The following is a 22,986-nucleotide window of genomic DNA, read 5'->3' as shown; positions in this document are numbered from 1 at the left end:
GCCATACGGCTTGGCTGAATGGGCAAGGAGGCGTTGTTCAGAATCTGCGCCCAGTCCAAGACTTGTACTGTGGCTGAATAGTTCCCGCCGGCCGCCGACCAGACAGCGGCCCCTCACCCGCCATTCTCCGCGTTGGAGAGGCTTCGCCTGAGCGACATGCGGTCAGGAATCACCTCGGATGCCGCCCGAATACCTCTGGGAACGAGCCACGAAGACGTGCGGGGGTGCGAAGACCCCCGTGGATGAAGAGCGGCAGAAGCGGTCAGCGGGCGGCCCTCAAGCGAGTCGACTGAACGGTGATGATCATCGTGCGACCCACTCCAGCAGTCCGAGCTGCCAGGGAATCCGGCCATAGGGCTTGCCCGCCTTGTGCTCGTCAAGAACGCCCTGAAACAGGAATCTGAGCCGAGCCGGGTCCACCTCGAGATGCTCATCGTGGCCAGTGCGTATCAACTCGCCGTGGCTGAAGGAATCAGTCCAGTGCCCCGCGATCTCCCTCACGTTGACCGGGGAGGCAAAAGGGCGCTCGCGGGTGGCGGCTAGTGGTCTCCATTTCCCGCCCAGGGTGTCGGCCAGGTAGGCCTTGTAGTATCGCCGGCCGTCAGCCTGGGCTTCCACGACGGTGAGATAGCGGTCCATCCCCTTGAGGGTGTAGGTGTGGCCGGCCTCGAAGATGTCATCCTGGAGAACGACCTCGGGACGGCTCCATCCGCGCGGAAAGTCGGCCAGTCCCGTCTCACTTCGCCACATCCGCCCGTCAAGTGAGGTGAAGAACAAATGGGCCCGCTGACGGTCGCAGATCACCCAGAAGTCGATCCAGGCGCTCACGTGGTCGGGCTTTCGATCAATGAGCGCGATCGGTCGGCTCCAGGAGGCTGGATCAGTGAGATTGGCGGAAGTCGAGCAGGCCGGCACCATCCCCTTCTCGCCGTCGAGGACCGCCTGGTAGATCAGATACCAACGCCGCTGCGGGGTGAAGTAGAATACCTGAGGGGCACAGAAGTACCCGTCACTGACCTGCAGGACATGCCGTGATGCCTTGTCTGCGTCCTTGAAGTCGGCGAACGCCAGGTACTCGATCTGGTGGGTACGCTTCTCGCTGCGGATCGTGCAGAACACGTGCCAGCGGTTCTGGTATCGGACAATGGTGGGATCCTTGATCGCCTGGCAGGGGTCTTCCGGACGGTCGGCAGGGCGCACCAAGGGCGGACCGGTGGTCCATCGGAACTCGCCTGCGAGCAGGTCGGCACCCGCCACGCTGGCCGCGGGACCGGATTCGGGAGACGCCGCCCAAGCCGCCGCAGAAGTGGCCAGGAGCAGACCCATCAAAAGGGAAGGGGGTGTGGTCGACATGAGACCTCCATGTTTCTGCCTCCTTGCCTCGCCGCGGAATGAGTGTAGTGACTGAATGGCGGGTGGCAAGAGAACCCATCCCGGTCGGTTCAGCAGGTGTATTCCCTGAAGACGGCAGTATGCTATAATGGCCTCATGCCGTGCGATGTCCTGCGACACCCGGGCTGACGCCACGGCGATTGTACTGCGGCGGGGCGCTGTCGACCCGTCGGAGTGGCCGGTTTGACGGGGCAGGGAGGTTTGCAGAGTCATGTTGGGACGGAATCGCGGGAACAGCATCGGGCGGGGTTTCACACTCATCGAAGTGCTTGTCGTCGTCGCGATCATTGCCCTGTTGATCGCAGTGCTCCTGCCGTCCCTCACCCGTGCCCGGGAAAGTGCTCGCTCCGCGCAGTGCACATCCAATTTGAGGCAGGTGGGGACCGCCACGATGATGTACGTGACGGACCAGAAGTCGTACCTGCCCGGTCCCCTGCACCCAATGCTCTTCCGGGAAACATACGACGCCTTCTACTTGAGCAGGGACGCCAATGACCCTACGTCGGCGGGTGGGTACTATCGGCGGGCTCACTTGGTCCATTACATCCGCAAGTACTTCACCGAGGCCTCGCGGACGGGCAGCTTGACCGACAAGGTCTCCACCTGCCCAACCGCCGAGGGCATCATGACCCGCAACATCAAGAAGATCATCGACTCCGGCGCTTGGAGCGGCTATGCGGGTTACCGGCCGTTCCACTACATCGTCAACAGCGCCAAAGTCACCGAGGATTCGGGGAGCGGCGTGAATACGGCCGGACAGTACCCTCGCCACGGAACCAAGCCGCCGTTCTACTTTGGCGTCATCTACCATGGCTACACCTGGGAACAGTGGTCCGTGACCGACGGCAGCGGGCGAAGCGAGTTTGACCGCAACAACGGTCTGAGACCCGGACAGAGGGTGCCCAAGAAGATCGAGGTGATACCGCGGCCCAGCGCCGAGTGGATGTTCGCCGATGCTTGGTACGGCGAGATGCAGGGATCGGGCGGCATCCGGGCCGGCGGGACGTGGCCCTATGTGCAGGGCAACAGTAGTTCGATCTCGCCCAACGGCGACATGGCAATCCCCGGCTGGGCGTTCCACACCACCACCAGGAAGTTCGGCCTGACCATGGGCGAAACCAAGGCCGACACCGACCCGAGGTCCCCGCGCTTCACCGACGGACGGACCAACGCCGCCTTCCTGGACGGGCACTGCGAGACCGTCCGCAACTGGAAGGGCACCAGCAACCCGTGCCTGCCCAACGATGTTTCGTGCAACTGAGCCGGATCGATCCCGCGGCCTTGTCCTTCTGTCATGCTGGTCATTGAACGCCTGCGGCTTCGCTCCATTGACATAAGCCCTTGACAAGCTTAATCTCATGGCTTGTTGTTTCGAGACACTCTTCGTTCCGTACATCCCGGTGGGCCCGTGCAGGCCATTCGATCCACTGCGCAATCGGGTCGACCTCGAACTCGGGGGCACGCGAGCCGACGGTGGTGCGCCGCTGCGGCCGTCCTGGCTGTCGTCGTGACCTCGGGCTGCAAAGACGCCAAGGGACCGACCCCAGCCCCGTTCCAGCCACTCTCGAGCGTCCTGCCCGCTCCCGAGGAGGCAGAGCAAGGCCCGGCCGTCGCCAGCCGTCCGGCTGATGATGTGCCCACCCCGCTGGAGACGGCTGAACTCCCCGCGACATCGGAGGACGCACCTCGCCGGCCGGTGATACTCCAGAGCATCGACTTCCGCATCCTTCGCATCCGGGCTCCTATCGGCACCTTCAGCCAATCCGGCAAGATCTGGAATCCAATCAACGAGGAGGTCGTGTCCATCCCGATGCAGCGGCTCCTGCAGCGGAACGGGATTCGGGTGGGCGTGGGCAAAGCCGAGGACTGGCCGCAGATCAAGGCAATCCTCGACGCGGAGAGGGTGGAAGTGGTGGATCGGCACAAGGCGGTCTTCAACGGCCTGCCGCTCATCATCGATCTCGAGCAATCCCCTAGAGATCAGACTATGTTCCTCTATCGAGCGGATGGAACCATGCCCGGTGCGAGTTTCCCCAGGAGCACAAACGTGCTCCGTTTGGAGTACGGCCTTTCGAGCGCTGAGGCGAACACGGTGATCGTGGACGTGATGCCCGAGATCCGCATGCAGCGAGTCGATACGTCCCCCGCCTTCGATCTGAGCTGGCCGCAACCGCCGCCTATCGATCCGCCGTCTCGGCCCTTCCGCGAATTGTCCGTCAGGCTGACCATCAGGCCGGAACACTTCCTGGCTATCGGACCATCAGCCGCCGCACAGCGAGGATATCTCCCGGGTTCGCTGCTGCTGTGCGAGGAGGTGGACGGGCAGCGCTTCGAGGCCCTGTACGTCATCACGCCCAGGGTGTTGAACGGTGGCGGCGACGTGGAGCCTGCCAAGCCGAAGTAGAGCCTGGCCCAGGAAGAGGTGGCCGAAAACAATGGAGCCAGTCAGCGACGAGTTCCTGAGAGATGCCTGCCTGCACGCCGGTGTCGCCATGATCGCGGCCGACGCCAACCTGCACGTTCGCTTCTGGAATCGTGCGGCCACACGCATCTTCGGTGGATCGGCGGAGTCAATGTACGGCCAGCCGATCGCTTCGATCGTGCCCCATGAGCGGCGGGAACTGGCCGAACGACTGATCGGCCGTACACTCCAGTCCGGCGAGGTTACCGAGTTCGAGTTCCCTCTTCGGGATGCGGCCGGCCACGCCGTGTACCTGGCCATCACCGTGTCGCCGATCATCAACACGAAGGGAAACCATGCCGGCGTGACCATCCACATTCGTGACGTCACCCGCCGGATCGAGGCTGAACGCAGCATGGCCCAGAGCCGCAAGATGGCCGCCCTGGGTACAATGGCCGGGGCAATCAGTCATCACTTCAACAACCTGCTCTGCGGCCTGATCACTTCGGTGGACTTCGCCCGAGACAGTACCGATCCGCAGGTCCTGCAACGCACGCTGCGGGCCATCGTTCCCATCCTCAACCGGGCAAGCGTGTTAACACGCAGCCTGCTCGCGTTTGCCGAAGGCGACCACAGCCACAGTCCGCCGGAAAACGTCACCACGATCGTCACCCGTTTCCTCGAGTCGGTGAAAGCCGTCGCCGCGGTCCGCAAGGTTGAAATCAGGTCCCACCTCCAGCCAGTCAATGCCGAGTTGCCCGCCAAACAGCTGACCACAATACTCGACTGCCTGGCGGCGAATGCCTCGGAAGCGATGCCCAATGGGGGGGTGCTGACCCTGGGACTGGAGCCGGCGGCGAACGGGCGGGAGTTCGTCCTGCGCGTCAGCGACACCGGCCAAGGCATCCCCGAGGACCAGCTGACGCGAGTTTTCGAGCCGTTCTTCACGACCAAGGGACTCGATGCGACGGGCTCCGCCGACCATCCTGGTCTCGGTTTGGCGGTGGTCCACGGCATCGTCCGTGACTTGGGGGGAAGCGTCACCTTCTGCTCAACCCCCGAGAGCGGAACGACTTTCTCCGTCCGGCTGCCCTGCCAATCCAAGACACCGGCCGCATAGGGTAACTTCCACCCTTGCCGAAGCTCCCTGAGGGTAACGACCGCGCGGTGCCCTCCACGGCTTATAGGACCGGCATGGTCCTATAAGCGGCGCGTGCAGTCGGTACCGGCGTGGCGTGTATAAGGGGAGAGGAGAGCGAGATGAGCTTGCCGCTGGATCACTGTTGAGTTCGGGGGAGCCGGCGGCTAGGATGTGAGTGGCTGGGGAAGGGGCTGACGGACTGGGGCCCTGCGGCCGGGACGACGAGGGTGCCTGCGGAAGGGTTCCCGGGAGATGAATGCGTTTGAGGAGCGACCATCTAACAGTCGATAGATAGTTGGCTGTGCGCAGGACGGCGCTCTGCGGCCGGTTGAGGAGACGGCGCGAGGGGGTCTGCGGTCGGTGAATGGACTTGACGCCGGCCGTGAGACGAGAGGGAGTCCAAGCAATCGGGAGCGGTCTTTGATTCAGCACCACGTCAGCAAGCGTCGGATTCGCGTGCTCTTGTGCTTGGCGCTTGCCGCGAGTTTCGCGATTCAATGCCAGCGGGCGATGGTAAACCGGAACGCGGAGATGGTCGCTTCGCCGCCGGTGGCGCCCCGCGCGGAGCAGGCCTTCGCCAGTCCGGCCACGGCGGTTCAGGTGTCGGCGAGCAGCGTCGAGGCCCGGGCGGCTCGAGATCCTGTCGCCTTCTTTGAGAGCCTCCTGGACGTTTACGATCGGGGCGTCCGCGACTACACCTGCACGTTCAGCAAGCAGGAGCGTCTGGGCGATACGCTTGGTGCGATGCAGGTGGTCGAGGTGATGTTCCGCGAGCGACCGCTCAGTGTTCGCTTCAAGTGGATCAAGAACCAGGACAAGTGCGCGCGCGTCCTCTATGTGGCGAAGCAGTGGGTGAAGGACGGCAATGAGCTTGCCGTGGTCGAGCCCGGTGCCATTGCCCGCCTGGTCGTGCCTTACGTCATGCGACCGATCCATGGCGATGACGCCAAGCGGAGTTCCCGGCGGACGATCGACCAGTTCGGCTTCCGCAACACGCTGGCCCTGACGCTGAAATACGCGAAGCTCGCGAGGGAGCAGGGGGTCGGTGACTTCGCGTACAAAGGCACGAGTGAGGTGGACGGTCGCGAGACCCTTTTGTTCGAGCGGCATCTGCCTTTCACCGGTGATGGGAGCACCTGGCCCGATCGCGTTCTTGTCGTGCATATTGACAAGGAACACCTGCTCCCGACACTGTGCCAGTCGTACGCCGATGACGCGAAGAGCGTGTTGCTGGGTCACTACCAGATGGTGGACGCCAAGTTCAACGTGAATCTTCCGGACTCAACCTTCACGAAGGAAGGCATGGGTCTTCAGTAAGCCGGGCCGGGCATCGGCCGGCTGGAATGAGAGAGCGGCGGGCAAGCGATGTGGCTTGTCCGCCGCGTTCGTTATGGTGATCGGTGCCGCCGGGATTCGGCAAACCGGCGGATCAGGCTGCAGGGCTGATTGCCTGTTTCAGATCAGCGGCGGGGTCCGTGCCGGTCAAACGCAGGTCGAACTTCTCCTGGAGCACCTTGAACACGTTTGGCGAGATGAAAGCCGGTGCGGCCGGCCCGATGCGGATGCCCTTGACGCCGAGATAGAGAAGGGTGAGGAGCACCGCGACCGCCTTCTGCTCGAACCAGGAGATCACCAGGGTCAGGGGCAGGTCGTTCACCGAGCAGTGGAATGCCTTGGAGAGTCCGACGGCCACCTGGATTGCCCCATAGGCGTTGTTGCACTGGCCCATGTCGAGAAGTCGCGGGATGGGGCCGACACCCTCTAGGTGGAGGGTGCCGAAGTCGTTGTCGCGAATGCGGTACTTGCCGCATCCCAGGGTGAGGACCAGTGAATCGGGCGGAGTCATGCGGGCGTACTCGGAGAAGTAGTTGCGGCCGGGCTCGGCGCCGTCGCAGCCACCGATGACGAAGAAGTGGTTGATCTTCTTGGCCTTGATGGCGGCCACGATCTTGTCGGCCAGCCCCAGCAGTACGGAGTGATGGAATCCGATGGTGGATTCCTTGACTGGGGCGTGGGGCAGCGGCTGGGATTTCTTGGCGCAGGCGATGACCGCTGAGAGATCGTTCGTCTTGAGGCGGGTGGCGCCTGGGACGGCGGTCACGCGGGTGGTGAAGAGACGGTCCTTGTAGCCCGCCTCGGGGATGAGCACGCAATTGGTGGTCGCGAGAATGGCGCCGGTGAACTGGGCGAACTCCTTGCGCTGCTTCTGCCATGCTCCGCCGAAATGGCCGGCGAGATGCGGGTATTGGCGGAGTCCCGGGTACATGTGAGCGGGGAGCATCTCTCCGTGGGTGTAGACATTCACGCCGGTGCCCTTGGTTTGTTCGAGGAGGTCGACCAGATCGACCATGTCGTGGCCGGTCACCAGGATGCCAGGGCCGGCCTTGGTGCCCTCGTAGACCTTGGCGGGTGACGGCGAACCGAATCGTTTGACGTGGCCTTCGTCGAGCATCTGCATGACCCGGAGGTTCTGCTTGCCGCACTCCAGGACGAGTTCGATGTGGCTGTCGAGATCGAAGTTCACGTTGGTGACGGTTGCGAAGAGGGCCTCTTCGACAAAGGCATCGACCTCTTCGTCGATCATTCCCAGCCTGCGGGCGTGGTGGGCGTAGGCGGCCATTCCCTTCAATCCGTACAGCAGGGTTTCCTGCAGCGACTGGATGTCCGGGTTTTTGCCGCACACGCCGGTGATGGTGCATCCCGTTCCGCGAGCTGTCTGTTCACATTGATTGCAGAACACGTCAGCGAACTCCTTTCCGCCCTGTTGCAGGGCTGGGTGATGGAAAACGACCAGGCCGCCGTCGCGGATCCCGGTTGGTCAGAACCACAGATGGAGCAGGTAGTCGATCCTGCCGCTGAGCAGCAGGCATCTGCCCGAGTAGTTCGTGGCTTCTCGCGTCGCCCGGCGGTCGGCCGGGTGTTAGCAGTACCGATGGCCGTGTTTGCACGCTGGTGCTGATCTGATGCTGGTTCACATGGATCTGGGTCGGCTGCGAGTACATCATATCATGGCCCATACAGGTTTGGCGAGTGCTCAATTCGTTATGGTGAACGGTACTTCGCGGCGGGCCAGGATTTCTCCTTGGCGGCTGATGACCACATCGTGCAGGGGTATTCCCTTGCCGCTTTGGCTGCGGGCTTCGATCGCCATGCGCAGGATTCCGGTGCAGCAGGGCACCTCCATGTGAGCGACGGTGATCGAGGCGATGTCTCCGATCTGGAGCATCTCGGTCAGCTTCTCGACGTAGCCGTCCGGATCATCGAGCTTGGGGCAGGCGATGACCACGGCTCGGCCGCGGAGCATGTTGCGGTGGAATTCGGGGTAGGCGACGGGTACACAGTCGGCCGCCAGCAGCAGGTGTGCCTTTTGCAGGGCTGGGGCGCCGGGGGGCAGGAGGCGGAGCTGGACAGGCCAGTGGGTGAGTTCCGACGGCGTCTCGGCGGAGGCGTGGGGGCCTGGGCGGGGTGGCGTGGCGTGCCTTGCCTCGAACTGAGCGAACGCGGCAGACGGGCAGCCGCCTCCGGGGTGGTGGCCGGAGGACGCGGTCAGATCCTGGAAGCGGCTTCCCGGGCAGCCGGTGCGGGCGGTCGCCGCCGGGGCGGAAACAGTGGTCGGGCTTGAATGAGGCTGGGGCTTCCGGCCGGAGCGAGCCAGATGCTGGGCGACGGCCGCCTCGTCGAATGCGACCGCTTCCCGTTTCTGGACGGTGATGGCCCCCTGGGGACAGTGTCCCAGGCAGGCGCCGAGTCCGTCACAATAGAGTTCGGACACGAGCCTGGCCTTGCCATTGATGACCTGGATGGCTCCTTCTGCGCAGGCGGTCACGCACTGACCGCAGCCATCGCACTTTGCCTCGTCAATCACCACGATATCGCGTACCATGTCTCACCTCGCTGGAACCGACGGCGAAATCGTCGATCCTGGTGCCCAAGGATATACCACTCGGTTCCGGCAGACCTTGATCTGGATCAAGCGAGGCGTTTTTTTTCCGGTTTTGCTATGGTCGACAGCGGAAACTCCCCCATTCAGCGTTACTTGCAGCAATGTGGGCTTTTTCGGGGATTGAATGAAGCCTCGACGGCCAAGCTGGCGGAGATTTCGATCTCCCGTCGCTTTTCCAAGGGACAGACCATCTTCCGCGAAGGTGCCCCATGTCCGGGCATTTACGTGATGGCCGAGGGGCTGGTTCGTGTTGTGAAGTACGCGCCCAGCGGGAAGGAACACGTCCTTCACCTGGCGTATCCGGGGATGACCTTTGCCGAGGTAGCGGCGATCGGGCGTTTCCCCTGCCCGGCGACGGCCGAGGCCATGGAAGACACGCTTTGCGTGCTGATTCTCCAGGACCGGCTGACGCAGCTGCTGCGGGCTGACCACGCCCTTTGTCTTCAGATCATGGAGACTTTTGCCTGGTGGGTAAAGCACTTCGTGGGCTTGCTTGAGGACCTTGTGCTGCGTGATTCCACCGGGCGGGTGGCGAGGCACCTGTTGCATGCGGGGGCAGCGGCCGGCGAGGAGGCTTTTCTCCTGCCCATGTTGAAGAAGGATCTGGCGAGCCATCTGAATCTGACCGGCGAGACGTTGTCGCGGACCATCCGGCGACTGGCGGATGCCGGGCTGATCGAGTTGCTGGACCAGCAGCGGATTCGGATAATGGACCGTGCCCGGCTCGAGGACGTGGCCGCCGGCCTGCCCGCCGGCGAGTTTGACTGACCGGCAGATTGAGGTGCGACGATGAAAGTGCGAGCGATCAAGGCTCATCGACAGGAACCGGTAGTAATGGACGGGGCCAAGGGGGCCCGGATGCGCATGCTCATCGGTCCGGACGACGGCGCGACGACCTTTCACATGCGGCATTTCGAAGTCGAACCTGGCGGCTGTACGCCTCATCACCAGCATGATTACGAGCATGAAGTCCTCGTGCTCAAGGGGAGCGGCGTTGCCAAAAGCGCCGAAGGCGATCGGCCGTTCAAGGCGGGTGATGTTGTTTTCGTTCCACCGAATGAGAAGCACCAGTTCTGCAACACCGGGGCGGAGCACTGCGAGTTCATTTGCCTGATCCCGGCGCCAAAGTCCTGCGGTTGCGGGTGAGTCCTTTTGGCGATTGTCCCCGGACTTGGCGGACGAAGCCTTGCCGGCGGTGGTTTGTCATTCGGCTTGACGAGAGGAGCGTGGCGATGCGCAGATTCCGGAAGCCGACAGGATGGGTTGCGTTGGGGGTGCTCGGCGCCTGGGCGGCATTCGAATCGCCGGCGTGGGCAGCCGTGTCGTTGTCTTCCGGCTGTGAATGGAAGCTGTCGGGCGGTGCCGGGGAGCGGATCCCATTGGAGGGTCAGCTGGGCAAGCCGGGCTTCCGGGTCAGCGGACAGGGCACGGACTGGAATGCCTGGGTGACGGACGCGCCTCTCGAGCCGGGGCAGCTTTACCGATTTGACTTCTTCTACATCTGGCGGGGTGAGAAGCCCGGCGGGTGCGTGGTGGCCGGGCCGGAGGGGGTCAATCGGGACTTCTCCTGTGAGCAGTCGGGCGAGCTCCGCGAGGTCGGATTTGTGTTCATGGCTTCGCCACGTGCGAACGAGCGGCGGTTCCGGCTGGGGCAGTGGCAGGTGAAGGGCGTGGTCGACATCGGCGATCCGATACTCACCCCGGTACAGGCGGTACATGTTCACTGTGGTGATCTGGAATTGGGGGAAGGGGAGGAGGTTGCCGGCCACACGTACACGTTCACGTCTTCGCTGGGCGGGGAGAGCAGCAATTTCAGCCGCCCGATCCGCGGTTTCACTGCGGGCTTCAACAGTAATCGCTGGGTGCTTGGCCAAGGGCAGGAGGTTGTGTATGGCCACCGGTTGGCTGGTCGACATCAGACCTCCGGTCAAATCGAGGTGAACGCCTGTTATGTGGCCGATGGGGGGCGATGTGTCATCGAAGCCAGCAAGGACGGCAAAGAATGGAGGCTGCTGGCCGCCTGCGAGAAGGAGGGGACCGTGCAAGCGACCCTTCCATCGGAAGTGTTTCTGGCGACCGAGATCCTGGTCCGGCTGCGAGGGGATGGGGGTGGTGTGGTTCAGATTGACCGCTATCACTACCAGGCGGTGATTGATGGGCCGGCAGTGGGCGTGCGTGGGGGTACTCAGTTTGTGGAGACGACGTCGCTGGATGCGAGCGCCGTTGTGCGTGTTGACCGGCTGCCGGCAGTTCGGCCATCGGGAAGCGAGGAGGTCCGGGTGTCGATCACCAACCGAGGCCTGGGTGCCCGGTCTTTCCGGGTCTCTCGTGTGATCCGGGCCGCGAAGCAGGGTGAGGGCGGTGCGGTAGCCCGGCAACGAGCCCTGGCCAGGCTCGAGGAACCGGCTGCCTCGTCCGCGGCGGAGGGTGTGAGCGTCGATGTTCCAGCCGGCGAGACGCGAGAGGTGAGCATTCCGACGGTGATCGCCGGAGGCCGCCGGGTGGCCGGTCGGCTCGATGTCGTGGGTGAAAAGCCGGTGTTCAGGGGTGAGTGGCAGGTTACAGTTCCGGTGCTCTACGCTGCGGACTACGGCGAGCGTTTGGCGGGCGGAGATGAAGTTGTGCAGCTTTGGTGGAGCGATGCGACCCGCAAGATAGCCCGGACGCGGCCGGTGCCTGAGGCTCAAGGCAAGGCGGTGGCGTTGTGGGCGGCGCGGAATGAGTTTGAAGCGGCCCAGCTGGTGGTGCGGCCCGGGAGCGAGCTGCGCGGGCTGACCGCGTCGGTTTCCGGGCTGAGCGGTCCCGAGGATGCTCGGACGGGTCGCCCGGCGGTGATTGCCGCGGGTCGCATCCAGGTTCTGTGGGTGTACTATCATCCGGTGCGGGTGGTTCTGGATGCCCATGGTGTGGCCGACGACTGGCCGGACGCCCTGCCGCCGCTGGACCGGCCGCTGCACGTGCCGGCGGGTGTGAACCAGCCGCTGTGGATTCTGGTTCGCGTACCGGCCGACGCGTCGCCCGGCGACTACGAAGGGGCGGTCCAGCTGAAGGCCGAGGGGTGGTCGGCGTCGGTGCCGATCCAGTTGCACGTTTGGGACTTCGCGCTGCCGGAGAAGCCCTTCACGCAGAGTGGCTTCGGCCTGTCGATGGGCGATCCGTTCCGCTACCAGGGTCTGAAGACAGACGTGGACAAGAGGGCGGTCTACGCCAAGTACATGCAGAGTTTCACCGATCACCGGATTAGCCCGTACGATCCGACCCTGTTTGACCGCATTGACGTTCAGTGGGAGCCCAAGGCTCAGCCGCCGCGTGCGAAGGTCGACTTCACCCGCTTCGACCCGGCGATGGCGGAGGCCGTGGCGAAGAACCACATCACCGCGTTCAATCTCTCGATTCCCGGGATGGGCGGAGGCACGTTCCATGAGCGATACGAGGGCGAGATCGCGGGCTTCAAGGCCGGCTCGCCGGAATATGAGGCGATGTTCTCGAGCATGGTCAAGCAGCTCGAACAGCACCTTCGGGACAAGGGTTGGCTGGACCTGGCGTACATCTACTGGTTTGACGAGCCGGACGAGAAGGACTACGAGTTCGTTCGCAGGGGGATGGAGCGAATTCACCGGTACGGGCCCGGCCTGCGGCGGATGTTGACCGAGGAGCCGGCCGACGCTCTGGCCGGTGCGGTGGACCTGTGGTGCCCGTTGACCCCGAATCTCCATCCTGACATGGCCGGTCGCCGGCGAGCGGCCGGAGATCATTTCTGGTGGTACGTCTGCTGCGGTCCGCGGGCGCCTTATTGCGGTTTGTTCATTGATCATCCGGCCACGGATTTGCGTGTCTGGCTGTGGCAGACCTGGCAGCACCAGGTTGAGGGCATTCTGATTTGGTCGAGCACTTACTGGACGAGCAGTGCGGCCTTTCCGGATTCGCTGCAGAATCCTTATGAAGACCCGATGGGTTACGTGAGCGGCTACTCGACGCCGAAGGGTACGAAGTTGTATTGGGGCAACGGCGACGGGCGGTTTTTGTATCCTCCGCTTGCGGCTGCCGGGGGCAGTGACAAGGCGGTCTTGGACGGACCGGTGAGCAGCATTCGGTGGGAGATGCTCCGGGAGGGGGTTGAAGACGTGGACTATCTTCACATTCTGAAGAACCGGCTGGACGCTCAGCCGGCAGGGGCGAGCTCGGAACGGATTGCCGAGGCCAGGAGGCTGTTGCAGGTTCCCAGGGAGATCACTGCGAGTATGACCGACTACACGTTTGACTCGCGGCCGATCTATGAGCGTCGGGCGATGATCGCGGCGATGATCGAGCGGCTGGGGGGCGGCTTGGCCGGCAAGTGAGGCGTTGGACGGACGGGTTGATCGTGGATAGAGAACAGGGAGGCGAACGGCATGCTTGTCGGGAGAAGGTACAGGTATCGATGCATGGTATTGGGCATATCCTTCATGCTCCCGAGCGCGATCCTCACGGCTCAGACGGGATTGAAGCCGGCGGACGGCGGCCTGCTGTCTGACGTGTGTGTGCTGCGCGATTTCCGCAGCAAGCGGGCTTCGAGTTGGGATCGCACCGGGGGGAACGCGGACTGGCTGGTGATTCCAGCCGGCAAGACCGAGGTGCTGCTGGAGGAGAAGGAGGCGGGTTGTGTCAAGCACTTCTACTGGGCCTACATCGATGCCGGGGAGGTGCCGAGGCTGAACCTGATTCGCGGGCTGGTGCTCCGGGCCTATTGGGACGGGGCGGGCAAGCCCAGTATCGAAGTGCCGCTGGGTGACTTGTTCGGCATCAGCAACGGTCAGATCCGGCCTATTCGTTCGTTGGCCTTCACGACGAATCTGGGTTTTGAAGTTGAAGCCCAGAACTCGTGGGGTTTCAACTGCTACCTGCCCATGCCGTTCAGTCGTGGAGCACGGATCGAGGTTGAGAACCAAGGCGGCGTGAACGCCCGGATCTGGTATCACATCGACTACCAGTTGTACGGTGATGCGGCCGGCGTCGCCGGGCAAGCCGGGCGGCTGCACGCGCAGTGGAACCGGGAGCGGCCGACCAAGGCCATCTCTCGGGTCGAGGCTGGAAAGGAGGCCCGCAACACGACCGGCAAAGAGAACTACACGATCCTGGAGGTGGAAGGCAACGGGCAGTTCGTGGGGTACTTTCTGACCGTGGTCAACGCTCATCGCGGCTGGTGGGGCGAGGGCGACGACATGGTGTTCATCGATGGCGAGGAGTTTCCGCCGTCCATCCACGGCACGGGCACGGAAGAGATCTTTGGAGGCGGGGCCTCTCCGCCGCGCGAATACAGTGGTCCTTACACCGGGTTCCATTGCGTCGAGAACCGAAGCGGCTACCGGTGGTGGGGCACGAACGGCATGTACCGGTTCTACCTCACGGATCCGTTGCGATTTCGAAAGTCGATCCGGGTCTCGCTGGAGCACGGGCATGCCAACAACATGGCCAACGATTACTGCAGTGTCGCTTTCTGGTACCAGGAAGGTGTCAACCAGAGACTGTGTCCGTTGGCGCCCCTGGACCAGCGCCGGGTGGATTTCAATTTCGAGCGGGACAATCCGCCTCCGGTGAACGGGTCTGCCTCGCGGTAGCCGGCGGAACGGAGCTGGTGCCGGTTCAAGGGTTGGTTGTGCTGTTTGCATTTTGAGGCCGGAAGCGTCCCTGGTCCACTGGTAACGGGTTCTGACTGCGGTCGGCTGCTTAAGGGCCAGCGCCAAACGAAGCCAATGAGCCGCTCGGTGTTGTCCGGAAGCGGGCTAGCCAGCGGTACTTATGGTTTCGACGGCATCGGCCAGCCGGTGGGTTTGGTGTGCTGCGGAGACGCGACCGGGTGCTCGCGTGTGGGTTTGACGGTTCGGAATGCACTCGTTGGTCGTTTTCTTTCTTTGCTTGTGTTTCGTGTATGGGGCGCGTGTTGTCTACGGGTCTCGATGAGTTCCGTCGGTCAGGTTGCCTGGACGCTTCTGGACCGAGCAGGGTATCTCATGCAAGAACACGTTGCCCGTTCCGCGACCGCGGGTTTAACGCGCAGGGTGATGACCTGGATGCGCGGGGTGCGTCTTCTCGCGGGCTGGCTGGCGTGAGTCACCGTTGAGTCGGCTGGTGACGAGAGGTGGAGGCTTACTGAAGCTCGACCGGGATTGGCTCGCCTGTTCCCGGCTTGAGTGTGAACAGGCCTTTGCGTTCCTTTTCCCCCTCGCCGACGGTGACCTTGTATTGGCCGTAGAAGCCGTGAAAGCGAAGGGTGCCGTCCTGTTCGACGACGGCTTCGGTTTTGGTCCACCACTTACCTTTGATGAGCTTGAGGAGGGCCTGGTAGGCCGGTTTGGGCGACATGTCTTTTCGAAGCAGGCCGGCCGGGGCTCTTTGCCAAGCGCCCTGGTCGCTGAAGTCCCACCAGGTGATGGCCTCGACGGCCGGGTGGCTAAACAGGAGCGTGTAGAAGCGGGTGACGTCTTCGGCCTGGCGTTTTTCGCCTTCGGGGGTGGAGTCCCATTTGAAGCCTGGGCGGGTCTCGGCGAGGTTGTAACCTTGTTCGCCGGAGACGAAGGTTGTCTCGGTCCAGTGCAGGGGTTTGCCGTACTTTCCAAATCGCTCGCAGGCTGCCCAGAGTGTCTCGGCGGGTATCGCTCCGCCGTGCTGGTGGGATTGCAGGCCGATGACATCGTAGAGTTTCTCGCCGCTTTCGTCGACCAGCTGCTTGAGGACGCGGTTCTCGAAATCGGCGTCGAGCCGATAGTCGTTGATGATCAGTTTTGCCTGCGGGCTGGCCTGACGGGCGGCGAGGAAGGCCTTGCGGACGTAGGGGCCGACGCCGATCTTGGCGATGGCGGCGGTGAGCTTGACGGCCTGTTTGTTCTTGAGTTCGGGGCGGTCGTAGTGGGTGGCCTCGTTGACTACGTCCCAGTACTGGATCTGACCCTTGAAGTGTTGGGCGCATTGGCTGATGCGGGTGAGCTGCATGTTCATGACCGCGTGGAGGTCGTCGGGCAACCAGGGAGGATCGGCCCAGTTCCAGGCGAGCGGGTGGCCCTTGGGTACGATGCCGTTCTCCCAACACCATTCGGCGGCGCGGCGTGAGCGTTCGTAGGCCGGTTGTCCCTGCTGGGGTTCGTAGCTCCACCAGTAGAAGGCCAGGGTGGCGAAATTGAGGAGTTCGGCGAAGCGGCGGGCGTAGGCCTCGTTGTCTTGTGGCGTGCGGAGCCGACCGAGGTTGAACACGTTGCTGCCGAACAGGAAGGCGTGGCGGACCTGCTCGATTCGGACCCTTGTGCCGGCGGCGAGGGTCTCGCCGGGTTTGGGTGTGAGCTTGATCACGGCGTCGGCGGTTCGGTGTTTCTGGATGCGGGCATCGGCGTCGGTCAGGAGTTGCCGCGCGGCCGGGGAGGGCTCCGCGGCGAGGGCGGCCAGGGACGCGAGTAGGGCAAGGGAGGTCAGCATGGGGAGTCTCCTTTGGGGAGGTAGTAACGGATGGGAATAGCGGCGTCAATGCGGGGGCGTCTGGAGTCTGCCCTTAACATGTCATCGATTGAACGATAGAATACGTTTTGGACAGATTGCCTTTGACTGCTCATTGGTTCCATGCCCGGCGTCGTCGCGGCGGGGGCGGAGGTTAACCGTCTGACATCCTGTCTGGAATCGCAGACCGATGCCGAATGAGAGGGTGTTCGGCGGGAGGGATCACGATGCGGAGAGCGGGTTGTCGCGAATGGCTCGATCGGGCCGTGTTCTTATGGGTCGTTGCCGTTCCGGCCGGATTGGTGGCCATGACCGACCGGATCGCGCGGGCCGGGGACTGCGCCTGTGTGCCTTGCGACTTCGATCACGATGGGGACGTTGACCAGGAGGATTTCGGGTATCTGCAGGGGTGTTTCAGCGGGTACGGTGTTCCTCAGACGAATCCGGCCTGTCTGGATGCACGACTAGCGGGGCATGACTATGTTGACCAGCAGGATCTAGCCATCTTCAGGGCTTGTCTTTCGGGGTCTGGGCGTCCCTATCCGGGCACGGACCTGCCCCTGGCCGCGATCTCGGAGTTCATGGCCTCCAACGACTCGGGCCTGGAGGATGAAGACGGCGACCACCCGGATTGGATCGAGATTTACAATCCCTGCCAGCCGGCTCTGAACCTTGGTGGCTGGTTTTTGACCGATGATCCCTCTGATCTCCGGAAGTGGGTTTTCCCTCCGGTCGGTCTACCGCGCGGCGAGTACCTTGTGGTCTTTGCCTCGGGGAAAGACCGTCACGAGTCTGGCAGTCCGCTGCACACCAGCTTCCAGCTGGACAAGGGCGGCGAGTACCTGGCGCTGGTGCTACCTGACGGCGAGACGGTGCTGCACTCCTTTGCGCCCCGAGCTCCCGAGCAGCTGACCAATGTCTCCTATGGCCTGGCTCAGCTTTCCATGCGGCCGGTCACGATTCGAGCCCAGGCCTGGTATCACGTTCCCAGGGCGGAGGATGCGGCTCTGGAGCAAGGCTGGACGGCGGAGGACTTCCCGGACGGTACCTGGGACACGGGCCAGACCGGCCTCGGCTTCAGTTCGCTCCCGACCAGCTTCGAGGTGACGGTCTACACCGCGAACCTGGCCGTGACCAGCCTGGCCACGGCTGAGGCGGTCATCAGTGATCCGAGCAAGCGGACCTCCGTGGTGACGTCTCGGGCCTCGACCGTGAATTTCGTCAACAGTGGAGGAGGCGGCCATTTCGCTGGGGACTTGCCTTTTCCAGGTTTGGATTCCTCCCGGGACTACGATCACTTTGTTGTTTTGGCCACCGGTTCGGTGGTCATACCGGCCGCGGGCGAGTGGACGATCGGGGTGACCAGCGATGACGGGTTCGGGTTGACGATGAGTCGTGGCACCCAGACCCTGACCGCCTCGTATCCGGCGTTGCGCAGCGAAGGCGACACGCTGACTCCCTTGGTCATCACTGAGCCGGGGGTCTACGCCGTGCGTCTGGTGTTTTTCGAATACAACGGGAGTTCGTCGGTTGAGTTGTACGCTGCGCAGGGGTACTACGAGGCATTCTCGTCGGGCGCATTCCGGCTGGTGGGTGACGCGGTGAACGGCGGTTTGACGTTGGGCAGCCTGGGGGCCGATCTGGCGACCGACGTGGGGCCGGCCATGCTGAACGTCAACAGCTCGATGTGGATGCGCGTCCCGTTCTACTTTGATGATCCCGCCGGGTATACCCGGGTGACTCTGCGGATGAAGTACGGGGATGGTTTCGTGGCCTTTCTGAACGGCGAGGAAGTGGCTCGCCGGAATGCGCCGGGCATCCTTTCCTGGGATGCCGCGGCGACGGCCGTCCGGACTGCCAAGGCGGCGGCGGTGTATGAGGAGATCAACCTTCCCGGTTGCCAGGACAAACTGAAGGCGGGCCGGAATGTGCTGGCCGTCCACGGCCTGAACAACGCGGCATCGGACGGGGACTTCGTCATCCTGCCGGAACTGGTGATCTCGAGCAACAGTTTCCTGGCCCAGTATCTTCCGCAGCCGACGCCCGGTGAGCCGAACGTACCCGGGGTGGTGGATTTCGTTCGGCCGGTGGAGTTTGACCAGGCGCGAGGTTTCCGAAGCGCGCCGTTCAGCCTGAGACTTTCCTGCCCGACTCCTGGTGCGGAGATCCGGTACACGGTGGACGGGTCCACGCCCTCGGAGGCCAGCGGCATTCTCTACACCGGTCCGATCGCCGTTGGTCGTACGAGCGTCGTGCGGGCCGCGGGCTTCCGGCCTCACTGGCTTCCCTCGGAGGTTATGACGCACACCTACCTGTTCCTGGGCGATATCGTCACCCAGTCGGCGAACGGGCAGGCCCCGGCCGGCTGGCCTTCGGGCTGGGTGAGCGGCCAGGTGTTCGACTACGGCATGGACCCGGACATCGTGAACAGCGCGCGTTACTCCAGCCTGATCGACGATGCCCTGCTTGCGATCCCGTCCATTTCGCTGGTGACCGACCTGAAGCACCTGTTTGATGCGAGTACGGGCATCTACACCCACGCCTCGGGGGATGGCGAAGCCTGGGAGCGCCCGGTCTCGGTCGAGTTGATCCACCCGGACGGCGCACCCGGCTTCCAGATCAACGCCGGCTTGCGGATCCGAGGCGGATACAGCCGCAGCGGGGACAATCCCAAGCATGCGTTCCGGTTGTTTTTCAGGGCCGCGTACGGCCAGAAGTCGCTGGAGTACCCTTTGTTTGACACCGAAGGCGTGAGCAGTTTCTGGAAGATGGACCTTCGCACCGACCAGAACTATTCCTGGAGCTTTGGCGGGGACTCGCGCAATACCATGATCCGGGACCTTTTTGCGCGCGACACGCAAGGCGCGATGGGCCAGCCCTACACGCGCAGCCGGTACTATCATCTGTACCTGGACGGTCAGTACTGGGGTATCTTCGAGACGCAGGAGCGGGCCCAGGCCGACTTCGCGGCCTCCTACCTGGGCGGGGATGCGGACGACTACGACGTAGTCAAGGTGGACGCAGGTCCGTACACGATCTACGCCACGGACGGCAACATGAGCGCCTGGTACCGGCTGTGGCAGGCTTGTCAGGCGGGCTTCAGTTCGAACGAGGCCTACTACAAGGTGCAGGGCCTCAATCCGGACGGCAGCCGCAACCCCGATTACGAGGTCCTGGTGGATGTGGACAACACCATCGACTACAACCTGCTCACGTTTTTTACCGGCGACCTTGATGGTCCAGTTTCCGCCTTTTTGGGCAACGTTCGGCCCAACAACATGTACGCGATCTACAACCGCGTGGACCCGTCGGGCTTCAAGTTCATGAGGCATGATAACGAGCACACGCTGCTCAACGTGAACGAGGATCGGACCGGGCCCTTCTCCGCCGGATCGGAGTTCAGCGCGTTCAACCCCCAATACTTGCACCAGCGCCTTGCGGCCAACCTGGAGTATCGCACGCGTTTCGGCGACCGCGTGCAGAAGCACATGTTCAACGGCGGAGCGCTGACCGTGTCGGAGAACGTCGCCCGATTCCAGGCCCGCGCGAGTCAGATTGACCTGGCCATTATCGCCGAGTCGGCTCGCTGGGGAGACGCCAAGAGGTATCCGCCGCTCAATCGGAACGATCACTGGATTCCCGAGATCAACTGGATCATGAACACCTACTTCCCGGAGCGGAACGCCGTGGTATTGAATCAGCTCACCAGCCACGGCTGGTATCCGACGGTGCCCGCGCCGCTGCTGAGCCAGACCGGGGGGAGTGTCGAGGCGGGTTTCATTCTGACGCTGTCGAAGCCGAGCGGCGCCTCGGGGACCGTATACTACACGGTCGACGGCAGCGATCCCCGACTGCGGGGCGGGGCGGTGTCGCCCGCGGCATTGACAGCCACCGAGAGTACGTCCAACGTGACGTTCATCCCGACCGGCTCGAGGTGGCTCTACCTGGACGACGGCTCCGATCAGGGCACCGCCTGGACGGCCACGGATTTCGCCGACGGCGGCTGGAAGGAAGGGAACGCTCAGTTTGGTTACAGCCCTGCGGAGCACGACGAGGTCACGACGGTCAGCTACGGGCCGTACCCCTCCAACAAGTTCGTGACGACCTACTTCCGCAAGTCATTCGACGTGCCCGTGGGCGCGGTATGCACCCAGTTGCAGTACAGGATCCTGCGCGATGACGGGGCGGTCATCCATCTCAATGGCCGGACGCCGCCGGCCACGACCAACATGCCGTCGAGCTGGCACTACCGGCGATTGGCCAGTACCTGCGCGGAGGGCGCCAATGAGACGACGTATTTCGCCGGGACGATGGATCCTTCCTTCTGCGTCGCCGGAGGCCGCAACGTTCTGGCGGTCGAGGTTCACCAGTGCTCGGTCACGAGCGACGACCTGAGCTTCGACCTGGAACTGACCGGCACGCTGAAGGTTCGCACGACGGTGGTGATTGACCGCCCCATGACGGTCAAGGCCCGGCTGTACAGCAACGGGCAATGGAGTGCCCTGGTTGAAGGGGTCTTCAGCGTTCCGGCGCTTCCCCTGGTGGTCAACGAGTTCATGGCCGACAACGAGACGACGATTGTGAACCCGGATCTTCCCGGTGTTTACTCGGACTGGATCGAGGTGTACAACCCCAACCCCTTTGCCGTTGACATGGGCGGCATGAGCCTGACGGACGATTTCGCTGATCCGACCAAAGGTCGCATTCCCGAAGGGGTGATTATTCCTGAGGGGGGGCATCTGGTGTTCTGGGCCGACGAGCTTCCGACCCTGGGCAGGATGCACGTCAACTTCAAACTGAGCAAGAGCGGCGACGAGATCGGCCTCTACGCGGTGGACGGAGTCACCCCGGTTGACCAGATCGTCTTCGGCACGCAGGCGGCCGATGTGTCCTACGGTCGCTATCCCGACGGGTCAGTTGCCTGGGGGGCCATGGCTCCGACGCCGGGATGGATGAACCACTCGCCGTAGGCAGTGGATCTGGCGGCCCTCGTGGGCAGCTACTCGCGAGCCAGTTTCGGGCTGGCAGGCTGCGATCCCGGGGCGGGTGGTCGTCCGGGCATTGGCAGCGTGGGATCGCCGAAGAGCATGAACTTCATTCCCTGGAAGAAGATGCTGGGCGGATACCAGTCGTTGTTGGGTTTGAGCCGGGCGAGATTCTCATGTTCGTAGTAGTAGGCGATCGCACCGGCCCAGCAATCGCCGAGGCGTGGATCGGCCTGGCGGGCCAAGGTGTCCATGAAGCCCTCCAGCAGGGTCATGCCACACGGCTGACTGCCGGTGTTGCATCCGAAGTAGGCCGCAGCGCCATCCGGCTTGGCCCGCAGGAGCTGCTCGCCCAGGCTGGTGCGGTTGTAGGCTCCGGTCTGGTAGGGGGCCGGCGGCAGAGGTGGTTCGCTGAAGACTTCGCCGTGGTCCGAACCGACGTGGGGGCGTCCTTCGAGATCGACGTACGGCTCGTAGGGGGGTAGTGTGGCGAATCTCGCGGTGAGGCAGCCGGCGGAGAGCAGGATCGGCAGATGGCCGGCGTTGTGGATCTTGCCGATGCTGTTGACGGTCAGGGAATCGTTCCAGTGGAGGTCCTCACCGTGACCGGCGTGAAGAGCCAGCCGGACGCCCGAGTTCAGCAGGTCGACGACGTTCTTCTCATCAGGTGGCGGTGTTGAAGCGGTCTGGCCTTTGTCTGCGTAGTATCGTTTTTCGATCACCCAGGCTGACGGCAACCGGGCGGCGATGCGGCTCATGCGGTCGCGTACGTCAACCCATCCCCCCACGACAAAGAACGCTGCTCGCCGGGGGTCTTTATCAGGCCCACGCAGTGATTCTTCGTAGGCCATTGACTTCTTCGCGAGGAGGCGGACCTCCTCGAGGGTACTGACCGGCCAGCGTCCGACGGCAATCTCAGGGCGGTAGTCGATCTGGTCGTAGTTGATGGGGTCTTTCTTATTCTTTTCGCCTCGGACCTCGCCGAAGTAGCGGGCATGGAAGCCGTCCTTTTTGGCGTTCCAGTCCTCGAAATGCATGTCCGGCTTGGCCAGGTCGGCGTAGTACAGGTCGCTGGGGTAGAACGCGTAGTCGAAGGCCGGTGGCGTGATCCGATCGAGGACCATGTAACGCACGGGCAGGACGTCGGCGTCACCGACGAGGAGCACGTAGCGGAGCCCACGGGTTTTCCAGATGTGGTAGATGAAGCGCTTGAGCCGTTCCGGATCATCGCCCGAGTCCTTGTCGGCGAGTGCTGTCTCGAGGCTGGTCAGTTCGACGGTGAAAGCCTGTTGTTTGGAGCGGGTGTACTCCTTGAGGGCTTCATGGAATCGCTGTGGGGCGATGATGAGGAATCGCGGGGGTGTGGCCGCTGCATCCGGCCTGGTGGTGGCAGGCTCGGAGGCGGTGAGATTCCCGAGGGTGGTGAGGGTGATGAGAAGGGCGGCCGGCAGCACGCGGAGAAGATTCGCATCCAGCTTCATGGGTCCATCCACCTGACGGTCTTTTCTGGGGCATCCCCCTGGGTCTTCGGACGAAGGGATTCTATCAAGGGCGGGCGGAGAAGGCGATTGTGGGGGAGGGGGGTTTGGGGGGCCGGCGAAGCTGGTTTGGCGGAGGACGCTGGGCGGGGGCGGTGGAGGGATGGTGGGCGGTTGGGTTT

The 22,986-nt window shown here is 63.3% G+C and carries 14 protein-coding genes; 9 read left to right on the top strand and 5 right to left on the bottom strand.

The window, feature by feature from the left end:
* Positions 1–303: 303 nt before the first annotated feature.
* Positions 304–1,353, bottom strand: coding sequence for a glycoside hydrolase (locus KA354_05425; GenBank protein ID MBP7934073.1), 1,050 nt, complete (start codon positions 1,351–1,353; stop codon positions 304–306).
* A gap of 250 nt (positions 1,354–1,603) precedes the next feature.
* Here KA354_05425 and KA354_05420 point away from each other — a divergent pair, with 250 nt between their 5' ends.
* The 4 genes from KA354_05420 to KA354_05405 all read left to right on the top strand — a co-directional run bounded on the left by KA354_05420 (position 1,604) and on the right by KA354_05405 (position 6,251).
* Complete coding sequence (locus KA354_05420; GenBank protein MBP7934072.1) at positions 1,604–2,653, top strand: type II secretion system protein; 1,050 nt, start codon at positions 1,604–1,606, stop codon at positions 2,651–2,653.
* 246 nt (positions 2,654–2,899) lie between these two features.
* Positions 2,900–3,796: a hypothetical protein gene (locus KA354_05415; GenBank protein ID MBP7934071.1), complete on the top strand. Its 897-nt coding sequence runs from the start codon at positions 2,900–2,902 to the stop codon at positions 3,794–3,796.
* A 31-nt stretch (positions 3,797–3,827) separates the two neighbouring features.
* Entirely contained in the window at positions 3,828–4,913 is a 1,086-nt protein-coding gene (locus KA354_05410) for a PAS domain S-box protein (protein ID MBP7934070.1), read from the top strand.
* Between the two features lie 441 nt (positions 4,914–5,354).
* On the top strand, positions 5,355–6,251 hold the full coding sequence (locus KA354_05405; protein ID MBP7934069.1) for a DUF1571 domain-containing protein: 897 nt from the start codon (positions 5,355–5,357) through the stop codon (positions 6,249–6,251).
* 112 nt (positions 6,252–6,363) lie between these two features.
* On the opposite strand, the gene hcp is transcribed toward KA354_05405, so the two are convergent.
* Positions 6,364–7,674, bottom strand: coding sequence for a hydroxylamine reductase (gene hcp, locus KA354_05400; protein ID MBP7934068.1), 1,311 nt, complete (start codon positions 7,672–7,674; stop codon positions 6,364–6,366).
* A 294-nt stretch (positions 7,675–7,968) separates the two neighbouring features.
* Positions 7,969–8,817, bottom strand: a complete 849-nt coding sequence (locus KA354_05395) for a 4Fe-4S binding protein (GenBank protein MBP7934067.1) — start codon at positions 8,815–8,817, stop codon at positions 7,969–7,971.
* 117 nt (positions 8,818–8,934) lie between these two features.
* Between KA354_05395 and KA354_05390 the strand changes: the two genes are divergently transcribed.
* From KA354_05390 to KA354_05375, 4 genes are all read left to right on the top strand, one after another.
* A complete protein-coding gene (locus KA354_05390) occupies positions 8,935–9,645 on the top strand; it encodes a Crp/Fnr family transcriptional regulator (GenBank protein ID MBP7934066.1) in 711 nt (236 codons plus the stop codon).
* A 21-nt stretch (positions 9,646–9,666) separates the two neighbouring features.
* Complete coding sequence (locus KA354_05385) at positions 9,667–10,023, top strand: cupin domain-containing protein (protein MBP7934065.1); 357 nt, start codon at positions 9,667–9,669, stop codon at positions 10,021–10,023.
* Between the two features lie 86 nt (positions 10,024–10,109).
* Entirely contained in the window at positions 10,110–13,217 is a 3,108-nt protein-coding gene (locus KA354_05380) for a DUF4091 domain-containing protein (GenBank protein ID MBP7934064.1), read from the top strand.
* A gap of 84 nt (positions 13,218–13,301) precedes the next feature.
* A complete protein-coding gene (locus KA354_05375) occupies positions 13,302–14,474 on the top strand; it encodes a DUF2961 domain-containing protein (protein ID MBP7934063.1) in 1,173 nt (390 codons plus the stop codon).
* A gap of 529 nt (positions 14,475–15,003) precedes the next feature.
* Here the strand turns inward: KA354_05375 and KA354_05370 are convergent.
* Positions 15,004–16,323 (bottom strand): endo-1,4-beta-xylanase, encoded by a 1,320-nt coding sequence (locus tag KA354_05370; GenBank protein ID MBP7934062.1) that lies wholly within the window; start codon positions 16,321–16,323, stop codon positions 15,004–15,006.
* Between the two features lie 245 nt (positions 16,324–16,568).
* Here KA354_05370 and KA354_05365 point away from each other — a divergent pair, with 245 nt between their 5' ends.
* Positions 16,569–21,311, top strand: a complete 4,743-nt coding sequence (locus KA354_05365; protein ID MBP7934061.1) for a lamin tail domain-containing protein — start codon at positions 16,569–16,571, stop codon at positions 21,309–21,311.
* Positions 21,312–21,340: 29 nt separating this feature from the next.
* On the opposite strand, the gene KA354_05360 is transcribed toward KA354_05365, so the two are convergent.
* Positions 21,341–22,807 (bottom strand): hypothetical protein, encoded by a 1,467-nt coding sequence (locus tag KA354_05360; GenBank protein ID MBP7934060.1) that lies wholly within the window; start codon positions 22,805–22,807, stop codon positions 21,341–21,343.
* Positions 22,808–22,986: the final 179 nt, after the last annotated feature.

The sequence above is a fragment of the Phycisphaerae bacterium genome (assembly GCA_018003015.1).
Lineage (GTDB): Bacteria > Planctomycetota > Phycisphaerae > UBA1845 > PWPN01 > JAGNEZ01.
This window is presented reverse-complemented; position numbering and strand designations above follow the sequence as displayed.